We start from the raw sequence: 20,198 nt of genomic DNA on the forward strand, positions 1-20,198 counted from the left end.
CGATTAAGGATTGAATGACATGGCTCGCCGTCGTCAGATTTATGAGGGAAAAGCCAAGATCATTTTTGAAGGGCCGGAGCCGGGAACGGTCGTCCAGTACTTCAAGGATGATGCAACGGCAGGCAATGGGGCCAAGAGTGGCGTCATTACGGGCAAGGGTGTTCTCAACAACCGGATCAGCGAATATCTGATGCAGCGTCTGGGGGAGCTGGGCATTCCCACCCACTTCATCCGCAGCCTGAACATGCGCGAACAGCTGGTGCGGGAGGTGGAGATCATTCCGCTGGAGGTCGTGGTCCGCAATGTTGTGGCGGGGTCCCTTTCCAAGCGTTTTGCCCTGCCTGAAGGTGAGCGTCTGTCCCGGACCCTTGTGGAATATTATTACAAGAATGATGCGCTGAATGACCCGCTGGTTTCCGAAGAGCATATTGCCACATTCGGCTGGGCGCATCCGCAGGAGCTTGAGGAAATCCAGAGCCTCGCCCTGCGGGTGAACGACTTCCTGTGCGGCCTGTTTACGGGTGTCGGGATCACGTTGATTGATTTCAAGCTGGAGTTCGGTCGTCTCTGGCAGGGGGACGAGATGAGGATAGTCCTGGCTGACGAGATTTCACCAGACAATTGTCGTCTGTGGGACAGCCGGACACAGGAGAAGATGGACAAGGACAGGTTCCGTCGGGACATGGGTGGCGTCGGTGAGGCCTATCAGGAAGTGGCACGTCGTCTGGGTATCCTTCCGGAACATGGCCAGGCTGAAAGCGTAGCTGCGGAGAGTGTGTGATGAAGGTTAGGGTGTTTGTTTCTCTGAAGGACGGTGTGCTGGATCCGCAGGGCAAGGCAGTAGAGCATGCGTTGCATTCTCTCGGGTTCGAGGGGGCATCTGATGTGCGGATCAGCCGTGTGGTGGATCTGTGCGTGAAGACTGACAGTGCAGAGGCGGCCAAGGAGAAGGGAGCTGAAATGGCTCGTGCTCTTCTGGCCAATGAGGTGATTGAGGATTTTCGGGTAGAGGTGGTTGGATGAAAAAGTCTGTTCGGCAGACAGGGCTTGCCCTGTTTTTCAGCATGGCATGCGTGTTCTTGGGGACTGCGGCTCACGCTCAGCGTATTTCATCTCTTTCAGGTGCTGAGCTGGAAAAGTTCTGCCAGAAAGAGTCCAAGCGGGCTGCCTGCGGGTCCTATCTGGCCGGTGTGGTCGATGGTGCTGCCTGGTCGCAGAGTTTTGGGGCTCTGGTCGGGGCACGCCCTGCGACGGCTTTCTGTCTGCCTGCGGGGATCAAGGGTATTCAGGTCCGGTCGCTTGTTGTCGGCTGGTTGGCTGGTCATGATGGCGTGGCCGCCCAGCCTGCCGGACGGGCCGTCTATCAGGCCCTTCATGCCAACTATGCCTGCCCTACGGGCATGGCCGGCATGTATGTTGAACAGAGGGCTGAAGCGCAGAATATTTCCTCCCTGCCGGGACGTGGCCTCGTCTCCATGTGCACGCATGAGAGTGGCCTGCTCGCCTGTGACGGCTATCTGGCCGGAACGATGGACAGTGAGGTCTGGGCCCGCAATTATTCCACGGTCGAGGGAGTCCATACACCGGTGGCTTTCTGTGTCCCGAAGGAAATCCGGGGAGCCCAGCTCCGGGCTTTGGTTGTCGGGTGGTATGCTGGTCATGAAGATGCCATGAACGAACCCGCCGGGCGTGGCATCTACCGGGCCCTGCATGACAACTATCCGTGCTCTTCCACGATACGGCCCATCGCCTCGGCACCAGCGGCTCAGTAGAGGACAGTAGACAGTCAATGAAAACAGGTATCGTCGTTTTTCCGGGCACCAATCGGGAGCGCGACATGGCTCAGGCCTTCCGGGTGGTATCCGGCCGGACACCTCAGATGCTCTGGCATCAGCAGGACAGTGTCGAAGGGTTTGACCTGATCGTCCTCCCCGGTGGGTTCAGCTTTGGGGATTATCTCCGCAGCGGTGCCATGGGGGCTCATTCACCGATCATGAAAGCCGTGCGCCAGTTCGCCGAGAAGGGTGGTTATGTCCTTGGTGTCTGCAATGGTTTCCAGATTCTGACGGAAGCTCAGATGTTGCCGGGGGCGCTCCTGCGTAATGCGGGGATGCGCTTCCTCTCGCAGGACTGTCACCTGAAGGTCGAAGGCCGTGACAGCATCTTCACGTCTGGCTGGAAGCATGGTGATGTTTTCCGTGCACCCATGGCCCATGGGGACGGCAACTACACGGCTGCGCCAGACGTGTTGGACCGTCTGGAGGGAGAAGGCCGTGTCGCTTTCCGTTACTGCACCGCAGAGGGGCAGGTGAAGGACGGGGACGAGCACGTAAACATGAATGGCAGTGCCCGGTCCATTGCCGGTGTGCTGAGTGAGAACCGCCGTGTCTGTGGTCTCATGCCGCACCCTGAAAATCTGACAGAGGAGATCCTTGGCGGCACGGACGGCTTGCCGCTCTTTAACGGGATCATGGAGGCACTGGGCTGATGACAGCAGCACCTGTTGATATCGAGCTTGCACGTTCTTTCGGCCTGAAAGATGACGAATATGAGACGGTGCTGAACATCATGGGACGGACGCCGAGCCTGACAGAGCTTGGCATTTTCTCCGTCATGTGGTCGGAGCACTGTTCCTACAAGTCATCCCGTCTTCACCTCAAGACATTGCCCACCAAGGCTCCATGGGTCATCCACGGTCCGGGTGAGAATGCCGGTGTGATTGATATTGGAGAAGGCTTGGCCGCCGTCTTCAAGATGGAAAGTCACAATCATCCGTCATTCATTGAACCCTATCAGGGAGCCGCAACGGGTGTTGGTGGTATCCTGCGTGATGTGTTCACCATGGGTGCCCGCCCCATAGCCAACCTGAATGCCCTGCGCTTTGGTGATGCCTCCCACAAGGATACCAAGCGTGTGGTGGATGGTGTCGTGCGCGGTATTGGTGGCTATGGCAACTGCATGGGGGTACCGACTGTTGGCGGTGAGGTGAACTTCCATTCTTCCTATAACTGCAATCCGCTGGTCAATGCGATGACGGTCGGGATTGCCCGGCAGGACCGTATCTTTCTTTCAGCTGCGGCAGGTGTAGGTAATCCGGTTGTTTATGTCGGCTCCAAGACGGGGCGTGACGGGATTCATGGTGCCACCATGTCTTCAGCGGAGTTTGATTCCGAATCAAGCTCCAAACGTCCGACCGTGCAGGTGGGGGACCCCTTCACCGAGAAACTTCTGCTGGAGGCGTGTCTGGAGCTGATGGCCACCGATGCGGTGATTTCCATTCAGGACATGGGGGCAGCGGGCCTGACTTCATCTGCCGTGGAAATGGCCAGCAAGGGTGGTGTCGGGATTGATCTGGAGCTGGATCATGTCCCGCAGCGTGAGCCCAACATGCATGCCTATGAGATGATGCTTTCCGAGAGTCAGGAACGCATGCTCATGGTGCTGCGTCCTGACAGAACGGAAGAAGCTCGCCGGATTTTCGAGAAGTGGGAACTGGATTTTGCCATTGTCGGAAAGCTGACTGACAGTGGACGCATCATCGTGCGGCATAATGGAAAGGTTGAGGCGGATATTCCTCTCGGTCCGCTGGCCGATGAGGCTCCGATCTATGACCGGCCTACGGTGGTGTATGAACGGCAGCCTGCTCTGGTGGCGCCTGCTGATCCATGTGGAATAGAGGCAGGACTCTGCCGCCTTCTGGCGGGTGCCAATGGGGCCTCCCGTGCATGGATATGGAACCAGTATGACAGCGGCGTGGGCGGGCAGACTGTCCAGCGTCCCGGTGGGGCTGATGCGGCCATCGTCCGGGTGGAAGGGACTGACCGTGCTCTCGCCATGACGACCGATTGTACACCACGGTACGGTCAGGCTGATCCGTATGTTGGGGGAGCTCAGGCCGTGCTGGAAGTGTGGCGGAACCTGACAGCCACAGGTGCCACACCATTGGCCATGACGGACAATCTCAATTTTGCCAGCCCGGAAAATCCACGTATCATGGCGCAGTTCGTCGAGGCTGTGAAAGGGATTGGCGATGCGGGGCGTGCTCTGGACTTCCCGGTCGTCAGCGGCAATGTCTCCCTGTATAATGAGACCCGTGGTGATGATGGTTCGGTGACGGCCATTCAGCCAGCTCCTGTGATTGGTGGTGTCGGTGTTCTGGATGATGTCCGGAAGGCCGTTGGTCTGGCCATGCCGCAGGACGGTGAGCTTCTTCTGGTTGGTGAGACCAGGGGGGAGCTGGGTCAGTCCATCTGGCTGAAGGAAATCCTGGGTCGTGAGGAAGGAGCCCCGCCGGCTGTTGATTTTACGGCAGAGCGGCGCAATGGCGACTTCGTGCGTGAGCAGATCCAGAAAGGTCTTGTCGACGCCTGTCATGATGTGTCAGACGGCGGCCTGATCGTTGCTTTGGCTGAGATGGCCATGGCAGGTGACAGGGGATGCATCCTTGAAAAAGGACCGGCCGGACTGGCGGAGCATGTCTACTGGTTTGCTGAGGATCAGGCCCGGTATGTATTGGCCACGAAGCAGGCTGATGCAGTGCTGGAGGCTGCACAGGCGGCTGGTGTACCGGTATCCCGCTTGGGCCGTATCGGCGGTGATGTGTTGAAGCTTGATGGCGTCATGGCGGTATCGGTTGAACATCTCCGTAAGCAGCATGCCTCTTTCTTCCCCCGTTTCATGGGGCAGAAAGAGGAGGATGCTCCGGTCGTGCATCTGGATGAAATATCCTGAGGAAACGAAGAGTAAGGAGGCTTCGGCCATGATGACAGCAGAAGAGATAGAGAAGACCCTCCGGGCTGCTTTTCCTGATGCCGAGATTGTGGTTGAAGACCTCGCAGGTGATGGCGACCATTTTGCCTGTGAGGTCGTCAGCGAGGCATTTCGTGGTGTGCCACGGGTAAAGCAGCACAAGCTGGTTTATGAAGCTTTCGGGGACCGTGTCGGAACAGAGCTTCATGCTCTGGCCGTCAAGACACGTATTCCTGGTTGATCGAGAGGACATGATCAAATGAATGAGGCTGTTTTTCAGACCATCCAGTCCCTGGTGGACAAGAATCCCGTCATGCTCTTCATGAAGGGCGACAAGCAGTTTCCGCAATGTGGGTTCTCTGCTCGTGTTGTGCAGATTCTTACCCATGTGGGTGTGGATTTTGAAACGGAGAATGTGCTGGAAAGTCCGGAGATGCGTCAGGGTATCAAGGATTTTTCCCAGTGGCCGACAATTCCACAGCTTTATGTGAAGGGTGAGTTCATTGGCGGGTGTGACATCGTGACGGACATGTACCAGAGCGGTGAGCTGGAGAGCCTTCTGGCAGAGAAGGGCCTGCTGAAAAACGGGGACTGATTTCAGAGCAGGATGGTCCTCATTAAATAAAGGTCAGCGTAGGCTTCCAACGTTGCTTTCTTCATCCTGTTGTGATTAGAGTTGCCCATTATTTGTAGAATGAGGTCCATCCCTGTTGTAGCGGCTTGGGGTAAAGGTGGAGGGTTGATGACATGGTGAAATCCCTTAAGGGAGGGGTTCTTTTTGGGCTTCTGGGGTTTGTGGGGCTGGCCTCTGCTCCTTCTGCCCATGCAGATCGTATCCTGACAGAGCATGAGGCGAGCAAGCTGACATTCAGTGCGCTCATCGCCCCGCCATCGGCCTTTCATCATGTGACGGTTGCCCGTCGGGCAGCGTTCCATGCACGTGGCGCTGTGCCGACCCGTCTGGCCGCTTCACATTATCATCGGGCTGTTGCTGTCCGGACCGTGGCTTTCCATGGCCATGTTGTCAGCAGGCATCAGCGGAATACGCATCATCGCCGCGGGTGAGCCTGTCTCCCTGTGAGCATGAAAATGGGAAACCCCGCAGGCTGAATTGGCCTTTGTGGGGTTTCTTTTTGTTCGGATGAAGTGGTCAGTATAGACGGAGGGCATCCTCTATCTGTTCAATGCGTCCCGTCTTATCGATGACCAGCACATCCAGCCGGGTATTGGGGCGCTGCCAGTCTGGTCTTGTCTCGAGAATGAAGGCAAAAGCCCGGAGCAGGCGTTGGCTCTGTTGGGGCGAAAGAGCGTACCGGGCTTCGCTCAGGGTTGTGCGTTGCTTGACCTCAATGGCAAGAAGCCACTCATCATTGGCGACAAGGAGGTCGATTTCTCCGCAGGGAGTTCGTAGCCTTCTTGCCAAGGGGGTATACCCTTGTCTGGCCAGAAATTCTGCAGCAGCATCTTCAGCCTGTTTACCTGCCTGATAGGCCAAGCTACCCCGCTTCCTGCGGTGAGGAGGCGGGGTGAGAGAAGATGGTTTAGCGGGCACGCAGCAGACGGGCTGCTTCGACAGCAAAATAGGTGAGGATGCCGTGGCAGCCGGCACGACGGAAGGCCATGAGACTTTCCAGAATGGTCTTCTCACGGTCCAGCCAGCCATTCTCAATGGCGGCCATGATCATGGAATATTCACCGGAGACCTGGTAGGCGAATGTCGGTGCGGCAAAACTGTCACGCACCCGGCGGATGATGTCCAGATAAGGCATCCCTGGTTTGACCATGATCATGTCGGCCCCTTCTGCAAGGTCCATGGCAACTTCGCGCAGGGCTTCATCACTATTGGCGGGGTCCATCTGGTAGCTTTTCTTGTCTCCGCCGAGCAGGGCATCGGAGCCCAGAGCGTTGCGGAACGGACCGTAGAATGCAGATGCATACTTGGCTGCATAGGCCATGATGCGGGTTGTCTGGTACCCATTTTCATCCAGCGTGGAGCGGATGGCCCGGACGCGCCCATCCATCATGTCGGAGGGAGCAATGATGTCGATGCCGGCCTCTGCCTGGTTGAGGGCCTGTTTGCGAAGAACCTCAACGGACTCATCATTCAGAATCTGTCCATCCCGTACTAGGCCATCATGCCCGTGGGAGGTGTAGGGGTCCAGAGCCACATCCCCGACGAGAGCAAGCCCGGGATAGGCGGCTTTCAGTATCCGGGCAGCACGGCACATCAGGTTGCTGGGGTTCAGGGCTTCCGTTCCCATCTCGTCACGTTTTTCCATGGGCGTGACGGGGAAGAGAGCGACAGCTGGTATGCCCAGCTCGACAGCAGGGCGGACATGCTCCGCTAGCAGATCGAGACTCACACGTTCCACGCCCGGCATGGCCTGTACTTTCTGACGCTGTTTTTCGCCCTCACAGACAAAAATTGGCCAGATCAGATTATCGACATGCAGGTGTGTTTCGCTGACAAGGCGGCGTGTGGCGTCATCGTGACGATTGCGACGCAGGCGGGTGTGGGGAAAAGAATGTATCATCATGCAGGCATGATGCCTGTTGAAATCCCGTATGACCAGACCCCTTAAAAAAAGCCACCCTCGCAGGAGGGTGGCTTCATGGAGGAGATGGTGGCTTTCAGTGGTGTGTATGTTTGAGGCGGCTGCGGTGCAGACCATAAACGGCGTAGATTCCAAGGCCGACCAGGAGCCAGAGGGCCAGCCTGATCCATGTCATGATGTCCATGGAAAGCATGACGGTTCCGCAGGACAGGATACCGAGGATGGGGACGAGGAATGGCCCCCCCGGTGTCTTGAAGCGACGCACTGCATTCGGTTGACGGAGGCGCAGGACCATTACACCGAAACAGACAATGATGAAGGCGAGCAGTGTCCCGATGGAGGTCATCTTGCCAAGGATGTCGATGGGCAGGCAGGCTGCCAGAATGCTCGCCACCACGGCTGTGATGATATGTGAGGACCACGGTGTCCGGCTGCGTCTGTTCAGGGTTTCGAAGAGGGAGGGAAGAAGGCCGTCTCTGGCCATGGAGAGACAGATGCGGCTTTGGCCCATGAGCAGCCCATAGATGACGGAGATATACCCCAAGGCTATGCCGAAGGTTATCAGGGCAGAGAACCAGGGGATATGCAGGCTGTGCAGGACCGTGGCGACCGGGTTGGGGTCATGCAGCATGGCCCGGTAATTGACGACACCGACAATCACGAAGGAAAAAATGGCGTAGATGACAGCGGCCAGCACCAGGCTGCCCAATACGCTCAGGGGGATGTTGCGCTGGGGGTTGTGGCTGTCCTGCGCCGCTGTGGAGACAATATCAAAACCGATATAGGCGAAGAAAATGAGCCCCGCAGCCCGCATCACGCCACTTGCGCCGAACTGTCCGAACTGCCCTGTATTGGCCGGAATGAAAGGGTGCAGGTTGGCAGCGCTGATGTGTGGCAGGCAGATGACCGTCACGCTTCCGATAATCAGCAGCTTGAGAGCCACGATGGCCATGTTGATCTTGCTGGAGCCCCTGGTGCCACACATCAGCAGGCAGGTGACGGCGCAGATGATGAAGACGGCAGGAGCATTGAACCAGGCGCGGACGAACTGCCCGTCCGACGTCATGATGGAGGCACCGGTAGGGGCCAGCAGGCGGGGATCCAGCGAAATGCCGATTTCATGCATCAGGCTGGCAAAATAGCCTGACCAGCTGGCTGCTACCGTGGAAGCGTTTACTGTATATTCCAGGATAAGATCCCAGCCGATGATCCAGGCGATACCTTCCCCCATGGAGGTATAGGCGTAGGTGTAGGCGGACCCGGCCTCGGGAATCATTCCGGCGAGTTCGGCATAGCAGAGACCGGCAAAAGCGCAGGCGATGGCGGCGATCATGAAGGAAAGCGTCACGGCAGGGCCGGCATACTGCCCTGCGGCCACGCCCGTCATGGAGAACAGGCCAGCACCGACAGTGACACCAACACCCAGGGCAATCAGCTGCCACGGCCCCAGTACACGATGTAGCCCTGTTTCGGGGGCTGCCGCCTGGGATATTGGTTTGGTACGCCAGAAAGGCCGTCTCATGTACTTTGCTCCACGATGTTTCGGTGTCGTCCAGAACAGGAGGACGGCCGTTCAGCCGTTCGTCCTGAGATGACTGTGCCGTATGCTATAAGCGAAATAGATGACAGCACCAATGACCAACCAGATAATTAGACGCATCCATGTGATCAGGCTCATGGAGAGCATGACACTGCCGCAGGAGATGATGCCCAGGCAGGGGATCAGAAGCGGCCCTCCGGGCAGGCGAAAGGTGCGGGGCGCATCGGGAGATGTGAAACGCAGGGCGATGACACCTGCGCAGACAATCACGAAGGCTGTCAGGGTTCCGATGGATGCCATGTTGGCCAGCACATTGATGGGCAGGCAGCAGGCCAGTACGCCACTGACAAGGAAGCTGAGCATGTGGCTGGGCACCGGCGTATGGCTTTTCGGGTGCATCCGGCGGAAGAAGGTGGGCAGCAGGCCATCCTGGGACATGCTCATCAGGATGCGGCTCTGGCCCATCAGCAGGCCATAGACGACAGACACATAGCCCAGACAGATGCCGCCTTTGATGAGCAGGCTGAGCCACGGGATGTTGACGACATCCATGACGGTAGCCACGGGGCTGGGGTCATGGGCGAAGTGGTGGTAGTCCACCACGCCAACCAGCACGGCCGATACGATGACATAGACGGTTGCACAGATGATCTGGCTGCCCAGGATGGCGAAGGGCATGGAACGCTGGGGGTTCTTTGTGTCCTGCGCCGCCGTGGAGACGATGTCGAACCCGATATAGGCGAGAAAGGCCATCCCGGCTGCCCGCATGACACCACTGAAGCCAAAATCCCCATAATGTCCTCCGTTGGGGGGAATGAAGGGATGAAAATGTGCCAGTTGGACATAGGGGATGCAGGCAATGGTCAGGCCGACCAGCACGCAGATTTTGATGCCCACGATGAGCGCATTCATCCAGGAGGATTCTTTCATGCCCCGTGTCAGCATGATGGTGACCAGCCAGAGGATGAACAGGCAGGGAGCATTGAACCACGCATGGGCCTTGTGGCCGTCGGGCAGTTCAACCAGCGTCATGGGCGGGTTCAGGAGCCGTGGATCGATGACAATGCCCCAATCCCGGAGGAAGGAGGTCATGTAGCCGGACCAGCTGGAGGCGACGGCCGCCGTGCTGACGGTATATTCAAGGATCAGGTCCCACCCGATGACCCAGGCAACGAATTCACCGAGGGCGGCATAGGCGTAGGAGTAGGCCGATCCGCCAGAGGGGATCATGCCTGCCAGTTCGGCATAGCAGAGACCGGCAAAGCTGGCGGCAACCGCAGCGATGAGGAAGGCGAGCGGAATGGCCGGGCCGGCATAAAGTCCTGCTGCCACACCTGTGAGGGAAAAAAGACCGGCCCCTATGGTTACACCCACTCCAATGGCGATGAGCTGCCACGTCCCGAAGATGCGCTTCAGTCCGGTGGATGGAGGAGTGGAAGAGGTGATGGCCTTTTTGCGCCACAGGGATGACATCATGGGGAAGAAGATCTCATGTCCGGTCGTTTCTGGTCTGCCCCGGATGCGGTATCCTTTGCGGGGAACCGCATCCAGGGTGATCTCTCTTCTATGGAAGAATATTATAAATTTACACCCTGTTTTGTAGAATTATTGCGTAGTCTACTTTTCCTGATGCCATAAGCGAAATAGACGCAGAAGCCGACTGCCAGCCAGAGGATCAGACGCATCCATGTGAGCGGGCTCATGGATCCCATGACGATCCCGCAGGAAATGATCCCCAGCAGGGGCACGGCGAACGGCCCGCCCGGCACCTGGAAGCTGCGTGGTGCCTCCGGTGCCCGGAAGCGCAGGGCCGTCACGCCGGCACAGACGATGACGAAGGCGAGCAGGGTGCCGATGGAGGTCATCTCCCCCAACGTGGCGATGGGGACGCAGCCCGTCAGCACGGCGGCCGTTGCCGCAGTGATGATATGGGCTGTCCAGGGTGTGCTGGTGCCTTTGTGCAGTCTGGCAAGGAAGGGGGGCAGAAGGCCGTCATCGGCCATGTTCATGGCAATCCGGCTCTGCCCGATGAGCAGGCCGAACAGCACGGAGATGAAACCGAAGGTGATGCCGATTTTCACCAGCACGGCCATCCATGGCATATGAATCTTGTCCATGGCCGTGGCAACGGGGCTGGGGTCATGGGCGAGGGCACGATAGTCCACCACACCAAGAAGGATGGTGGAGAAAACGACATAGATGACAGCACAGGTCAGCAGGCTCCCCAGAATGCCGATCGGCATGTTGCGCTGGGGGTTCTTCGTGTCCTGTGCGGCGGTGGACACAATGTCGATGCCCACATAGGCAAAAAAGGCCATGCCAGCAGCCCGCATGATGCCGCTGATCCCGAATTCTCCGAATTTCCCCGTATTGGCCGGGATGAAGGGGTGGAAATTGCTGGTATCGACAAAAGGCGTGCAAACGATGATCAGGCCGACGATGACGAGAATCTTTACCAGCACGACCAGCGAGTTGAGACGGACGGAGAAGTTTGTGCCCCGCATCAGCATCAGGGTGATGATGAAGAGAAGCAACATTCCCGGTGCGTTGCACCACGCATGGGCGGTGTGACCATCCGGCATGACGACATCCGTCATTGGTGGTGCAAGCAGTCTCGGGTCAATGATGAGGTTCCATCCCTTCAGCAGGGAGGCGATGTAGCCCGAAGCACTGGAGGCGACGGCCGCCGCCCCGACCGTATATTCCAGAATCAGGTCCCAGCCGATGATCCAGGCGACAATTTCACCCAGTCCGGCGTAGGCGTAGGCATAGGCGGACCCGCCGGAGGGCAGCATCCCGGCCAGCTCGGCATAGCAGAGCCCAGCGAAGCTGGCGGCGATGGCGGCGATGAGGAAAGAGATGATGACTGCCGGGCCGGCATTCTGTCCGGCAGCAACGCCTGTAAGGGAAAAGAGACCCGTGCCAACGGTGACGCCAACACCCATGGCGATGAGACGCCAGGGGCCGAACACCCTTTTCAGTCCACTGTTCTGACTTTCTGGAGGGGGGACTTGTTTGGTCTGCCAGAAGGGCAAGGTCATTGGTGGGTCTCTCGCATTTTTTAAACGTAATTAACCTGCAACGATAGACGCGCTTAGCTCTCGCGCCTATAGAAAGAAAAGAGTTTTTTTGCGGGAGATGGATGACAATGTCCAAAAGCACCAATCAGGCCGGTCTGCATTCTTTCTTTCATGCCCCCCTCAAGGAGAGGGATCATGAAGTCAGTGCGTTCCTGAATGCCGAGCTTGAACGCCAGCAGGATGGCATCGAGCTGATCGCTTCTGAGAACATGGCGTCTTTCGCCGTAATGGAGGCTCAGGGGTCCGTCCTGACCAACAAATATGCCGAGGGTCTGCCGGGTCGCCGCTATTATGGTGGCTGCGTTGATGTGGACAAGGTCGAGAATCTTGCCATCGACCGTCTGAAGAAACTTTTCGGTGCTGAATTCGTCAATGTCCAGCCCCATTCCGGTGCCAACGCCAATCAGGCGGCCTTCATGGCACTGGCAAAGCCGGGTGACACCATCCTCGGCATGAGCCTTGCCGCCGGTGGCCACCTGACCCACGGTGCAGCCCCGAACTATTCCGGCAAATGGTTCAAGGCTGTGCAGTACGGTGTGCGTGGCGAGGACGGCCTGCTCGATTACGAGGAGATGGAGCGTCTGGCCCGTGAGCACAAACCCCGCATCATCGTGGCGGGCAGCTCGGCCTATCCCCGCGTGATCGACTTCCCCCGTTTCCGCAAGATTGCTGATGAGGTCGGTGCCTATCTGATGGTGGACATGGCCCATTTCGCCGGGCTTGTGGCGGCTGGCCTCTATCCCAGCCCGGTTCCTCACGCTGATATCACGACTTCCACGACACACAAGACGCTGCGTGGCCCCCGTGGCGGCATCATCATGACCAACGATGCGGAGATCGCCAAGAAGATCAACTCTGCGGTGTTCCCTGGTCTCCAGGGTGGCCCATTGATGCACGTCATCGCCGGTAAGGCTGTAGCTTTCGGTGAGGCCCTGCAGGGTGAGTTCAAGGAATATCAGCAGCGTGTGCAGGCAAATGCCCGTGCGCTGGCTGACGAGCTGCTGAAATGTGGGTTCGATATCGTGACGGGTGGTACGGATACTCATCTTGTGCTGGTGGACCTGCGCCCCAAGAAGGTGACCGGCAAGAAGGCCGAGGCCCTTATGGAACGTGCTGGCATCACCGCCAACAAGAATGCCGTGCCGTTCGATCCGGAAAAGCCGTTCGTCACCTCTGGCGTGCGTCTGGGCAGCCCGGCCGCCACGGCCCGTGGTTTCGGTGAGGCAGAGTTCCGTCAGGTGGCTCGCATGATTGATGCCGTGCTGAGCGCTGATGAGAATGATGACGCTACCTTCGAGCGTATCCGCAAGGATGTGAAGGAGCTGTGTGCTCGCTTCCCGATCTATGATCGTGCGTCTGCCTGATCATGTTCAGTTCTGCCGGGGGAGGGCGTGCAAGTCAGCCCCCGGCAGGAAGGCCGTTCTATAGCGTTTCCGTCGTGATGATGCGGATGCGGTACTGGATGTGCTTCTCAATATCCCGCAGGCGGGTCCGTTCTTCCAGCGTGGCGAACGTGACGGCCCGCCCCTGCTTTCCCGCACGGGCTGTCCGGCCGATGCGGTGAATGTAGAGTTCTGGCGTCTGGGGCAGGTCCATGTTCACGACGAGCTGGATGTCGTCAATATCAAGTCCGCGGGCGGCAATGTCCGTTGTCACGAGGATGGACCCGGTCTGATTCTGGTAGCGGTCCAGAGTCTTTTTGCGGTCTCCCTGCGTCTGCCCGCCATGCAGGGCAATGGCCCTGTATCCGGTTTTTCTCAGGAGTTTTGCGACGGAATCGGCTTTCTGCTTCGTCTTCGTGAAGATGATGCTTCGACCCGTTCCGTCTTTTACCTGTGCTCCTGACCGTTCCAGAAGTGTCAGGAGCAGGGTGTCTTTCTGCGCCTCGGTGATGAACAGGGCCTGCTGGCGGATGCGCCGTGGCGTGACCTCTTCCTCGCCGGGTTCCACCCGCACGGGGTCTTTCGTAACCTGTTTTGCCAGTGCCATGACAGGTTCCGGCAGCGTGGCGGAACAGAAGATGGTCTGGGGCCGATCGGCGATGTAGGGCACGAGAGCCGTCATGCTGGCGGAGAATTCTTCATCCAGAAGACGGTCAGCCTCATCCAGCACCAGATAGATGATGTGTTCCAGCGACAGTTCGCCTTTCTCCACGAAGTCCAGAAGGCGGCCATGTGTGGCGACGATGATGTCGGCTCCCTGTTCCAGTGAGCGTGCCTGCTGATCACGGGGCACGCCGCCACAGATGACCCGCGTGCGGAGGGGAAGTTGACGGCCCAGCTGACGGCAGACCCCGGCTGTCTGCATGGCGAGGTCACGGGTTGGCTCTAGGATCAGGACCCGTGGAATGGACCCGGCAGTTCCGTCCTGTTTGAGGCTGGCCAGTTTCTGGAGGGCGGGCAGGACAAAAGCTGCCGTCTTGCCCGTGCCGGTCTGGCCGGGCAGGAGAACGTCACGCCCCGCCAGGAGGGGGGGGATGCCCTGCTGCTGTATGGGGGTTGGTCTGGCCATGCCTGCTTTCCGGGCGGCCTGTGCCAGCTCGTCTGAAAGGCCGAGGTCTGTAAAATCTGTTTGTGTCATGAATGCTGTTCTTGCCAGAAGAGGGATGTCGATGTGATGCACGGGACCATACCCGCAGGAGATCAGGAATGCATGCAGCCATCATAGCTGAAGATTTCGCCGGAATGAGATCCCAGGGGCGAGGGCTGGCAGAGCGGACGGGTTTTTCGTGGGAGTTCCATCCTGTCATCACCAACAGGGGAAGGCTGGTCTCACGTCTGTCCGTCCGTTTCTGGCCGCATTCTCTGGGTCTTTTTGCCCCATTCAGCCTTTCTTCTGCAACCCGTCTCATCATCAGCGTGGGTGGAAAGGGCGGCGTGGCCGGGGCGGCTCTCGGAAAACGGTACGGTCTGCCAGTAGTGCAGATACAACACCCACGAGTGAAACTCTCTCCCTTTGCTCTTGTCGTGGCTAGTCAGCATGACCGGCTTGAGGGGCCGAATGTGCTTTCAGTCCGTACAGCCATGCATGATGTTACACCGGCCCGTCTGGAAGAAGCTGGCAAGCTGTGGAAGGATCGTATCCGGGCAGGGGCAGAAAAGGTGTTGGGGGTGCTTCTGGGGGGCTCCAATGGGCGGTACAGGTTGGAAGAGGCCGAAGCTGCGGTCCTGTCGGAGAAGCTGGCCGGTTTCATGCAGGTGACTGGTGTTCGCTGCGTGCTGACACCATCCAGACGGACATCACGGCAGGCTTTGGAGGTGCTGCGGGAGCGCCTGATGCCTCTGGGGGGTGTCGTGATGGAAGGAAAAGGGAATGAGAATCCTTATATGGGACTGCTGGCCTGCGCTGATGCTCTGGCTGTGACGCAGGACAGTGTATCCATGATCTCCGAAGCAGTGGCGACGGATCGCCCTGTCTGTATTCTGCCATTGCAGGGCCGGTCTTCAAGGCTTGAGAGGTTCGTCAAGATACTTGAAAAAGAGGGACGTGTGCAGTCTTCTTTAAGAAACGTTTCGTTTTCTCCTTGTAAAAGACTTGACGATACTTCTCTGGCAGCAGAAGAAATACATCGCCGTATTCAGTTCAATCAGGAAGGATGACCCAATGCTGGATATCAAGACATTTGGCCCGCAGGGGGGGAACGTCCTTTATAAGGCTTTGTCTCACCCTCTGGTTGTAGAGGGAATGAAAGAGCTGGAGCAGACGCTTCAGCACTGCTCTCTTGCTGTTTATGACCCGGAGGGGTACCTGCCGACAGTATGCGGGCTGTATCCTGCTCTTCAGCCTTCCGTCATCCTGACGCATGATAGCGAGCAGGTCGGGCAGCCTGATGGATTTGGCGGGCAGAAAAAGGCTGTCGTCCACATTGCCGAGATTGATGCGGATGCGGTCCTGGCCCTGTCTTTTGATGATGCCAGGATGCGGTCCCGTCTTGGGGGATTTCTCGGAGGGAAGCCTCTTCATACTCTGGGGGATGCGCGGTTGCCGGATAAATTTCTGCCTTACCGGCGGCCTTATCTGGACAAATGCAATTTTGCGACCAATTTTGCCTTTTTCCGGGAAACTGAACAGTTCAGCACCAGGCTGGTTACGGCGAATTATTGGTCGAATTATGGTGCAGAAACAATCCGCTATTGGTTGCGGCTTTTTGATGTTACTGGTCACGTTCTGGCTGAATGGTTTGAGGAGGTGGAAGAGGCTGATGCGGGTGTAGTGATTGACAGCCGCACGGTGAAGAAACAGTTTGGCCTGCCAGATTTTGTTGGACAGCTTTTCATTCATGTCATCGGGGCGAAAGGCCATGATGTCGTGAAATATGCGCTGGACAGTTTTGGCCGGAATGGTGATCCCAGCCTGTCTGTTACCCATGATGCCAATGCCTGGCCTTCCATGCGCTTTGCCACATTGCCAGCTCCAGACGACGAGGAGACGGTCCGCCTCTGGATACAGAACAGTCATGGCACGGCCATTCCGTCAGGGGCGATCACGCTGAACCCGATGGGCGAGGAAGAGCATCGTGCGGTAAGGCAGGTTATCGGACCTTATGAGACGGTCGCTGTTGATGTGGGAGCGTTGTTTCCTGATCTGGAATGGCCAGCCCAGCTTGAACTTCGTTCCGGGCAGCATCTGGTGCGGCCCCGCTACGAGGTTGTGCAGAGGGGCCGGACCCGTATTGCCCATATGAATGTTGAGCGTGCCGACCTGCTGCCGGACCCGGCAATCCGCACGATGTCCCCGTTGCTTGGGCGTGGTTTCGTTCTGCCTTTTCCGGTGCCGGACCCGGCCATCTATACGAGTTTCGTCCAGCCGACCCCCATGTCGGAAGCCCTGGAGAGCCTGCCGATGAGGCTGGATCTGTTTGATGAAGCAGGCCAGAGCTGTGGCAGTCATTTTCTGGGTAATCTGCCCCGGAATCATCAGGGAGCCGTGGCCCTGCATGAACTGATGAATCAGCCCGGTCATGCGGAGCTGGTCTATGATTTCCGTGATGGGGGGGAGGGAGATGGCTGGCCTCATGCGCTGATGCGTTATCGCCATATCGGGACAGATCATGCCGCCGAAACCAGTTTTGGCGGACATATTTTCAATACCATGATGACCTGGCGGAATGAGCCGCAGTCCTATGCAGGTCCACCGCCGGGCCTGACCACCCGGCTGTTCCTGAAGCTGGGGCAGAAGCTTGATGGTGTTACCCTGAAAAGCTTCTGCCATCTGATCTATCCCACGTCCCTGCGGGATGGGCGTCAGCCTTCCAGGACCTGTCTGCATCTTCACGCTGCCAATGGGGCTGAAGTGGCGCAGGAGACCATCAGTATTCAGCCTTCCGGTTCCTGGCTTCTGAAGCCTCATGAGCTTTTTGATGCGGAGCTGTTACAGAAGGCAGGAGAGGGGGGGTATGTTCTCATAAGGGACCTGACCTGCCGTCTGTTCGGGTATCATGGGCTGGAGAATGGCGTTGGGAGTTTCTCTCTGGATCACATGTTTGGTTTTTGAGAGGGTTATTGAAATAATCTGTACCGTTCTCCCTTATTGCTCTTGCAAGCGTTAGGGGAGAGCGGTATAAGGCGCTCATCCAAAGAGACGGATGCGTAGCTCAGCGGTAGAGCACTGCCTTCACACGGCAGGGGTCACAGGTTCAATCCCTGTCGCATCCACCATGGATTTCCCGGAAAACTGCCGTTTTTGACCGTTAGTAGCGGCAGCTGCGTCGTTCGTCATCGTTCATGAATGACCGTAAAAACGTGCGAGTCGTCATGAGAATTGGCACAAAACTGACACAGCGTTTTCAGGGATTTTTCCCCCAGCAGGCCGCATTTTCCCGCAGGGCATAATCGAGATCAGCCACCTGAATACGGAGGTTTTTCAGTTCAGGGTGGGCGATCAGCTCGGCATAGGCTCCCTGCTGCTGCTCAACTGTGGGCGTCCGCAGGTTCAGGCATTGCTGGCGGATGCGGACCTCGCTGCATCCTCCCAGCAGGGAGATGCCACAGGCCAGAACCAGAGTGCATGGGATGTACAGCCAGAGCGGGCTTTCCTTTTTCATCACTGGCCCTCCTTTCCGTCCCTCAGCTTTGCCAGCAGCTCGTCATCCGTCTGTGGCGCACTGGCTGCGGCCTCGTTCATGCGGGCCATGGTGGCGTTCTGGGCATTGGCCTCAGTCACGTTCTGCTGTTCAGACCGTACACGGGCGGCGTTGCGTCCGGCCCGGTACAGAACCCAGCCGAACAGGGTGAGGGCGGCGATTGCCGCCACCCCCAGCCCAGCATAAAGATACATCATGCCCGTTGCCTTTTATTTCCAAGGCCAAGGTCCGGCTGACCATTTAGCACTGCATCATTGTGCAATTTGATGATATGCCGCCCAATGCCGTCCATATAAGGGCGGGCCAGTTCGGCAAGGTAAAGCCATGTGCCCGTGCGAGCGCAGCGATGACAGACAATTCCCTTCTGCTTGGCAAGGGCAGATAATGCATTGCCGATTTTTCGGCGTGGTCCGTTGCGGCCTTTCTGGGTCAAACCGTATTCCTCGCACCATTCCTTGGCCGTCTTATCCGTCACGGCCGCCGTGCCAGCCTGATGCGTTACGACCAGATTGGTGATCCGACTTTCCATCTCGGCCAGCTCTTCACGCATCTGGGCACGGGAGATGCTCTTTATCATCCCGCCCAAGACCTTGCGGGTATCGGCAGAGAGGGAGGTCCCGGCAATGGCATACCCGCCCGTCTTGCGGATGGTGGGGATGACCTCGGAGGTCAGCCACTTCTTGAACCGCTTTGCCTCTGGCTTCCGGCTGGTGAGAACGAGTGACCACAGGCCGGACTCATTGATGATGGTCCTGTCAGCGTTCAGGTTTCCACTGTTGTTAATAACCACAGTGGATTTTTCATCATCATCGAGCCGTTTTGCAGCTGTTGGGGTATGAGAGATATCCAGAACAGCGCAAACATCCGCCAGCATCCACCACGGTTCATTATTCTGCTCGATGACCCGAACTTCATGCCCCTCAAAGGAGAATGGTATAACGTTGCTCATGCTGCTTCTCCCTTGCCAGAGAGAATATCCAGAACGCTCGGTTTCCATTTGAGCTGCTGCTGGCTGCCTGTGCCATGCTTCCGGGTTGTGTCGAACATGCGTCCGTAGGCTTTCCCGGCTTCCGTCATCGTCCAGTTGCTTCCGGTGGCGGAACCCGGTGTGCTGGTTTGCAGACCAGCTTCCGCTAGCATCTGATTGACCCGACGGCCAGACAGGCCCCCCAGTTTTTCACCCAGTTCAGTTGGCGTCAGGTAGTTGTCATTGTCCGGAGCGGCGAGAGAGGTCATCCCCATCATCTCCACCGGGCTTTCTCCGCACTTGTTCCGGCAGTAACGGTCGCCGTAGATCACGGCCTGATTTTTGTCGTAGCCCAGATTGAGTGCAATCTTGTAGCCAGTGTTGAAGGTGGACAGCACTGCCGGACGGCGTTTGCGAGCCGGTGTCGTGGTGCGGGTATGCGCCGCCTCTGTTTCCAGTTCCAGCCAACGATCAACAATTTTCAGTCGTAGGTCAGCCCGGTATCCTGCAATTAAGGTAATGGTCAGGTTTTTGGGGAGATTGTAGCATTTCCGCCGCTCTCCCTTGGCATCTGTGTACGTCCCAGCCAACCGGCTCAGATTTGAGCCGGTTAGATTGCAGTCGGTTGCCATTTTCTCCACGTCACGGACAACGTTCTTGTGCTGCTTCCCCGTCAGCTCCGCAATCTCACGGCTGGACATGGTGAGGGGAGTGTTCAGAAGGTTGCTCATGCCACTTCTCCTGCTGCGATGCGGATTTCCTGGACGAACTCGGCATGTTCATCGGTCTGATGCGCCAGAACCATCTGAATGAGGCCGGAGAGCGTCACGCCGTCATTATCCCGGTCAGGGATGGCGTCATCCACGATGTTGAGGGTGCAGCACAGCCGGTTAAGGTTTTGCTCCATTCGGCGGCAGGTAGTCAGAAGCCGGGCGAGCCGATCTTCTGGCGTTGCAACAGGAGAGGTGTTAGATTTGGCATCAGCCATGTCGAAAGTTCCTTTTTCGATTTTCGGTTAGGGCGGCAGCGGAACTCTCACCTTCCGTTGTCGCCTGTCTCTGGTGATATAACCATTCGCTCTTGCCTGCAAGAGGTAAAATAGGTTATTTCACCATTATGGCGATCAACAAAAAAACCACCGTTCAGAAATTGATAGCAATGCCACGATCTTTGGCAGAGAAGGTCAGTGAGTATCGTTACGATAATCGGCTTCCATCTGAAGCCG

The 20,198-nt window shown here is 57.6% G+C and carries 22 protein-coding genes and 1 tRNA gene; 12 read left to right on the top strand and 11 right to left on the bottom strand.

The window, feature by feature from the left end; all coding sequences use genetic code 11:
* Positions 1-19 precede the first annotated feature (19 nt).
* From purC to J8Z04_RS06655, 8 genes are all read left to right on the top strand, one after another.
* On the top strand, positions 20-781 hold the full coding sequence (gene purC, locus J8Z04_RS06620; protein WP_043560324.1) for a phosphoribosylaminoimidazolesuccinocarboxamide synthase: 762 nt from the start codon (positions 20-22) through the stop codon (positions 779-781).
* Positions 781-1,023 carry a phosphoribosylformylglycinamidine synthase subunit PurS gene (gene purS, locus J8Z04_RS06625; RefSeq protein ID WP_043560321.1) on the top strand — a complete coding sequence of 81 codons (243 nt, stop codon included), beginning with the start codon at positions 781-783 and terminating at the stop codon, positions 1,021-1,023. The genes purC and purS overlap by 1 nt, the downstream gene beginning before the upstream one ends.
* Positions 1,020-1,772 (top strand): Rap1a/Tai family immunity protein, encoded by a 753-nt coding sequence (locus tag J8Z04_RS06630; RefSeq protein ID WP_052349075.1) that lies wholly within the window; start codon positions 1,020-1,022, stop codon positions 1,770-1,772. The genes purS and J8Z04_RS06630 overlap by 4 nt, the downstream gene beginning before the upstream one ends.
* Positions 1,773-1,789: 17 nt before the next feature.
* Positions 1,790-2,488 carry a phosphoribosylformylglycinamidine synthase subunit PurQ gene (gene purQ / locus J8Z04_RS06635; RefSeq protein ID WP_043560318.1) on the top strand — a complete coding sequence of 233 codons (699 nt, stop codon included), beginning with the start codon at positions 1,790-1,792 and terminating at the stop codon, positions 2,486-2,488.
* Positions 2,488-4,731: a phosphoribosylformylglycinamidine synthase subunit PurL gene (gene purL / locus J8Z04_RS06640; RefSeq protein ID WP_192848105.1), complete on the top strand. Its 2,244-nt coding sequence runs from the start codon at positions 2,488-2,490 to the stop codon at positions 4,729-4,731. The genes purQ and purL overlap by 1 nt, the downstream gene beginning before the upstream one ends.
* Before the next feature lie 31 nt (positions 4,732-4,762).
* Positions 4,763-4,990, top strand: a complete 228-nt coding sequence (locus J8Z04_RS06645) for a BolA/IbaG family iron-sulfur metabolism protein (protein WP_081563465.1) — start codon at positions 4,763-4,765, stop codon at positions 4,988-4,990.
* Positions 4,991-5,008: 18 nt separating this feature from the next.
* Positions 5,009-5,344, top strand: coding sequence for a Grx4 family monothiol glutaredoxin (gene grxD / locus J8Z04_RS06650; RefSeq protein ID WP_043560315.1), 336 nt, complete (start codon positions 5,009-5,011; stop codon positions 5,342-5,344).
* Positions 5,345-5,496: 152 nt separating this feature from the next.
* A complete protein-coding gene (locus tag J8Z04_RS06655) occupies positions 5,497-5,814 on the top strand; it encodes a hypothetical protein (RefSeq protein ID WP_043560313.1) in 318 nt (105 codons plus the stop codon).
* Positions 5,815-5,899: 85 nt separating this feature from the next.
* Here the strand turns inward: J8Z04_RS06655 and J8Z04_RS09440 are convergent, their stop codons facing one another.
* The 5 genes from J8Z04_RS09440 to J8Z04_RS06680 all read right to left on the bottom strand — a co-directional run bounded on the left by J8Z04_RS09440 (position 5,900) and on the right by J8Z04_RS06680 (position 11,885).
* Positions 5,900-6,397: a YraN family protein gene (locus tag J8Z04_RS09440; RefSeq protein WP_257788388.1), complete on the bottom strand. Its 498-nt coding sequence runs from the start codon at positions 6,395-6,397 to the stop codon at positions 5,900-5,902.
* Positions 6,291-7,286, bottom strand: coding sequence for a porphobilinogen synthase (gene hemB, locus J8Z04_RS06665; RefSeq protein WP_043560310.1), 996 nt, complete (start codon positions 7,284-7,286; stop codon positions 6,291-6,293). The genes J8Z04_RS09440 and hemB overlap by 107 nt, the downstream gene beginning before the upstream one ends.
* Positions 7,287-7,380: 94 nt before the next feature.
* The gene (locus J8Z04_RS06670; protein WP_081563106.1) at positions 7,381-8,826 is read right to left on the bottom strand and encodes an amino acid permease; all 1,446 of its coding nucleotides are present in this window, start codon (positions 8,824-8,826) and stop codon (positions 7,381-7,383) included.
* A gap of 51 nt (positions 8,827-8,877) precedes the next feature.
* A complete protein-coding gene (locus J8Z04_RS06675) occupies positions 8,878-10,320 on the bottom strand; it encodes an APC family permease (RefSeq protein ID WP_103765499.1) in 1,443 nt (480 codons plus the stop codon).
* 101 nt (positions 10,321-10,421) lie between these two features.
* Positions 10,422-11,885: an APC family permease gene (locus tag J8Z04_RS06680; protein WP_212125600.1), complete on the bottom strand. Its 1,464-nt coding sequence runs from the start codon at positions 11,883-11,885 to the stop codon at positions 10,422-10,424.
* A 107-nt stretch (positions 11,886-11,992) separates the two neighbouring features.
* Here J8Z04_RS06680 and glyA point away from each other — a divergent pair, with 107 nt between their 5' ends.
* Complete coding sequence (gene glyA, locus J8Z04_RS06685) at positions 11,993-13,288, top strand: serine hydroxymethyltransferase (protein ID WP_043560298.1); 1,296 nt, start codon at positions 11,993-11,995, stop codon at positions 13,286-13,288.
* A gap of 58 nt (positions 13,289-13,346) precedes the next feature.
* Here the strand turns inward: glyA and J8Z04_RS06690 are convergent, their stop codons facing one another.
* Positions 13,347-14,504 (bottom strand): DEAD/DEAH box helicase, encoded by a 1,158-nt coding sequence (locus tag J8Z04_RS06690; RefSeq protein WP_192848107.1) that lies wholly within the window; start codon positions 14,502-14,504, stop codon positions 13,347-13,349.
* 104 nt (positions 14,505-14,608) lie between these two features.
* Between J8Z04_RS06690 and J8Z04_RS06695 the strand changes: the two genes are divergently transcribed.
* The 3 genes from J8Z04_RS06695 to J8Z04_RS06705 all read left to right on the top strand — a co-directional run bounded on the left by J8Z04_RS06695 (position 14,609) and on the right by J8Z04_RS06705 (position 17,581).
* Entirely contained in the window at positions 14,609-15,523 is a 915-nt protein-coding gene (locus J8Z04_RS06695) for a mitochondrial fission ELM1 family protein (RefSeq protein WP_244978047.1), read from the top strand.
* A gap of 4 nt (positions 15,524-15,527) precedes the next feature.
* Positions 15,528-17,417 carry a hypothetical protein gene (locus J8Z04_RS06700; protein ID WP_192848109.1) on the top strand — a complete coding sequence of 630 codons (1,890 nt, stop codon included), beginning with the start codon at positions 15,528-15,530 and terminating at the stop codon, positions 17,415-17,417.
* 89 nt (positions 17,418-17,506) lie between these two features.
* Positions 17,507-17,581: transfer RNA gene (locus J8Z04_RS06705), tRNA-Val, on the top strand.
* 128 nt (positions 17,582-17,709) lie between these two features.
* Here the strand turns inward: J8Z04_RS06705 and J8Z04_RS06710 are convergent.
* From J8Z04_RS06710 to J8Z04_RS06730, 5 genes are read right to left on the bottom strand one after another with little or no spacing between them, the layout of a single operon-like run.
* The gene (locus tag J8Z04_RS06710) at positions 17,710-17,967 is read right to left on the bottom strand and encodes a hypothetical protein (protein ID WP_192848110.1); all 258 of its coding nucleotides are present in this window, start codon (positions 17,965-17,967) and stop codon (positions 17,710-17,712) included.
* Entirely contained in the window at positions 17,967-18,203 is a 237-nt protein-coding gene (locus tag J8Z04_RS06715; RefSeq protein WP_154981527.1) for a hypothetical protein, read from the bottom strand. Before J8Z04_RS06715 ends, J8Z04_RS06710 begins: the two co-directional genes overlap by 1 nt.
* Positions 18,200-18,955, bottom strand: coding sequence for a BRO-N domain-containing protein (locus tag J8Z04_RS06720; RefSeq protein ID WP_192848111.1), 756 nt, complete (start codon positions 18,953-18,955; stop codon positions 18,200-18,202). The genes J8Z04_RS06715 and J8Z04_RS06720 overlap by 4 nt, the downstream gene beginning before the upstream one ends.
* Positions 18,952-19,704 (bottom strand): Rha family transcriptional regulator, encoded by a 753-nt coding sequence (locus J8Z04_RS06725; protein WP_192848112.1) that lies wholly within the window; start codon positions 19,702-19,704, stop codon positions 18,952-18,954. The genes J8Z04_RS06720 and J8Z04_RS06725 overlap by 4 nt, the downstream gene beginning before the upstream one ends.
* Positions 19,701-19,961, bottom strand: coding sequence for a hypothetical protein (locus J8Z04_RS06730; protein WP_192848113.1), 261 nt, complete (start codon positions 19,959-19,961; stop codon positions 19,701-19,703). Before J8Z04_RS06730 ends, J8Z04_RS06725 begins: the two co-directional genes overlap by 4 nt.
* Between the last annotated feature and the right edge of the window lie 237 nt (positions 19,962-20,198).

Source organism: Bombella apis, assembly GCF_018221685.1.
Classification (GTDB): Bacteria; Pseudomonadota; Alphaproteobacteria; order Acetobacterales; family Acetobacteraceae; genus Bombella; species Bombella apis.

Coding starts and splice junctions, on each gene's coding strand:
- grxD (WP_043560315.1), top strand. CDS start 5,009: ATGAATGAGGCTGTTTTTCAGACCATCCAGTCCCTGGTGGACAAGAAT.
- J8Z04_RS06655 (WP_043560313.1), top strand. CDS start 5,497: ATGGTGAAATCCCTTAAGGGAGGGGTTCTTTTTGGGCTTCTGGGGTTT.
- J8Z04_RS06720 (WP_192848111.1), bottom strand. CDS start 18,955: ATGAGCAACGTTATACCATTCTCCTTTGAGGGGCATGAAGTTCGGGTC.
- hemB (WP_043560310.1), bottom strand. CDS start 7,286: ATGATGATACATTCTTTTCCCCACACCCGCCTGCGTCGCAATCGTCAC.
- J8Z04_RS06670 (WP_081563106.1), bottom strand. CDS start 8,826: ATGAGACGGCCTTTCTGGCGTACCAAACCAATATCCCAGGCGGCAGCC.
- J8Z04_RS06710 (WP_192848110.1), bottom strand. CDS start 17,967: ATGAAAAAGGAAAGCCCGCTCTGGCTGTACATCCCATGCACTCTGGTT.
- purQ (WP_043560318.1), top strand. CDS start 1,790: ATGAAAACAGGTATCGTCGTTTTTCCGGGCACCAATCGGGAGCGCGAC.
- J8Z04_RS06695 (WP_244978047.1), top strand. CDS start 14,609: ATGAGATCCCAGGGGCGAGGGCTGGCAGAGCGGACGGGTTTTTCGTGG.
- glyA (WP_043560298.1), top strand. CDS start 11,993: ATGTCCAAAAGCACCAATCAGGCCGGTCTGCATTCTTTCTTTCATGCC.
- J8Z04_RS06645 (WP_081563465.1), top strand. CDS start 4,763: ATGACAGCAGAAGAGATAGAGAAGACCCTCCGGGCTGCTTTTCCTGAT.
- J8Z04_RS06680 (WP_212125600.1), bottom strand. CDS start 11,885: ATGACCTTGCCCTTCTGGCAGACCAAACAAGTCCCCCCTCCAGAAAGT.
- purL (WP_192848105.1), top strand. CDS start 2,488: ATGACAGCAGCACCTGTTGATATCGAGCTTGCACGTTCTTTCGGCCTG.
- J8Z04_RS06675 (WP_103765499.1), bottom strand. CDS start 10,320: ATGATGTCATCCCTGTGGCGCAAAAAGGCCATCACCTCTTCCACTCCT.
- purS (WP_043560321.1), top strand. CDS start 781: ATGAAGGTTAGGGTGTTTGTTTCTCTGAAGGACGGTGTGCTGGATCCG.
- J8Z04_RS06630 (WP_052349075.1), top strand. CDS start 1,020: ATGAAAAAGTCTGTTCGGCAGACAGGGCTTGCCCTGTTTTTCAGCATG.
- J8Z04_RS06725 (WP_192848112.1), bottom strand. CDS start 19,704: ATGAGCAACCTTCTGAACACTCCCCTCACCATGTCCAGCCGTGAGATT.
- purC (WP_043560324.1), top strand. CDS start 20: ATGGCTCGCCGTCGTCAGATTTATGAGGGAAAAGCCAAGATCATTTTT.
- J8Z04_RS06715 (WP_154981527.1), bottom strand. CDS start 18,203: ATGATGTATCTTTATGCTGGGCTGGGGGTGGCGGCAATCGCCGCCCTC.
- J8Z04_RS06690 (WP_192848107.1), bottom strand. CDS start 14,504: ATGACACAAACAGATTTTACAGACCTCGGCCTTTCAGACGAGCTGGCA.
- J8Z04_RS06700 (WP_192848109.1), top strand. CDS start 15,528: ATGCTGGATATCAAGACATTTGGCCCGCAGGGGGGGAACGTCCTTTAT.
- J8Z04_RS06730 (WP_192848113.1), bottom strand. CDS start 19,961: ATGGCTGATGCCAAATCTAACACCTCTCCTGTTGCAACGCCAGAAGAT.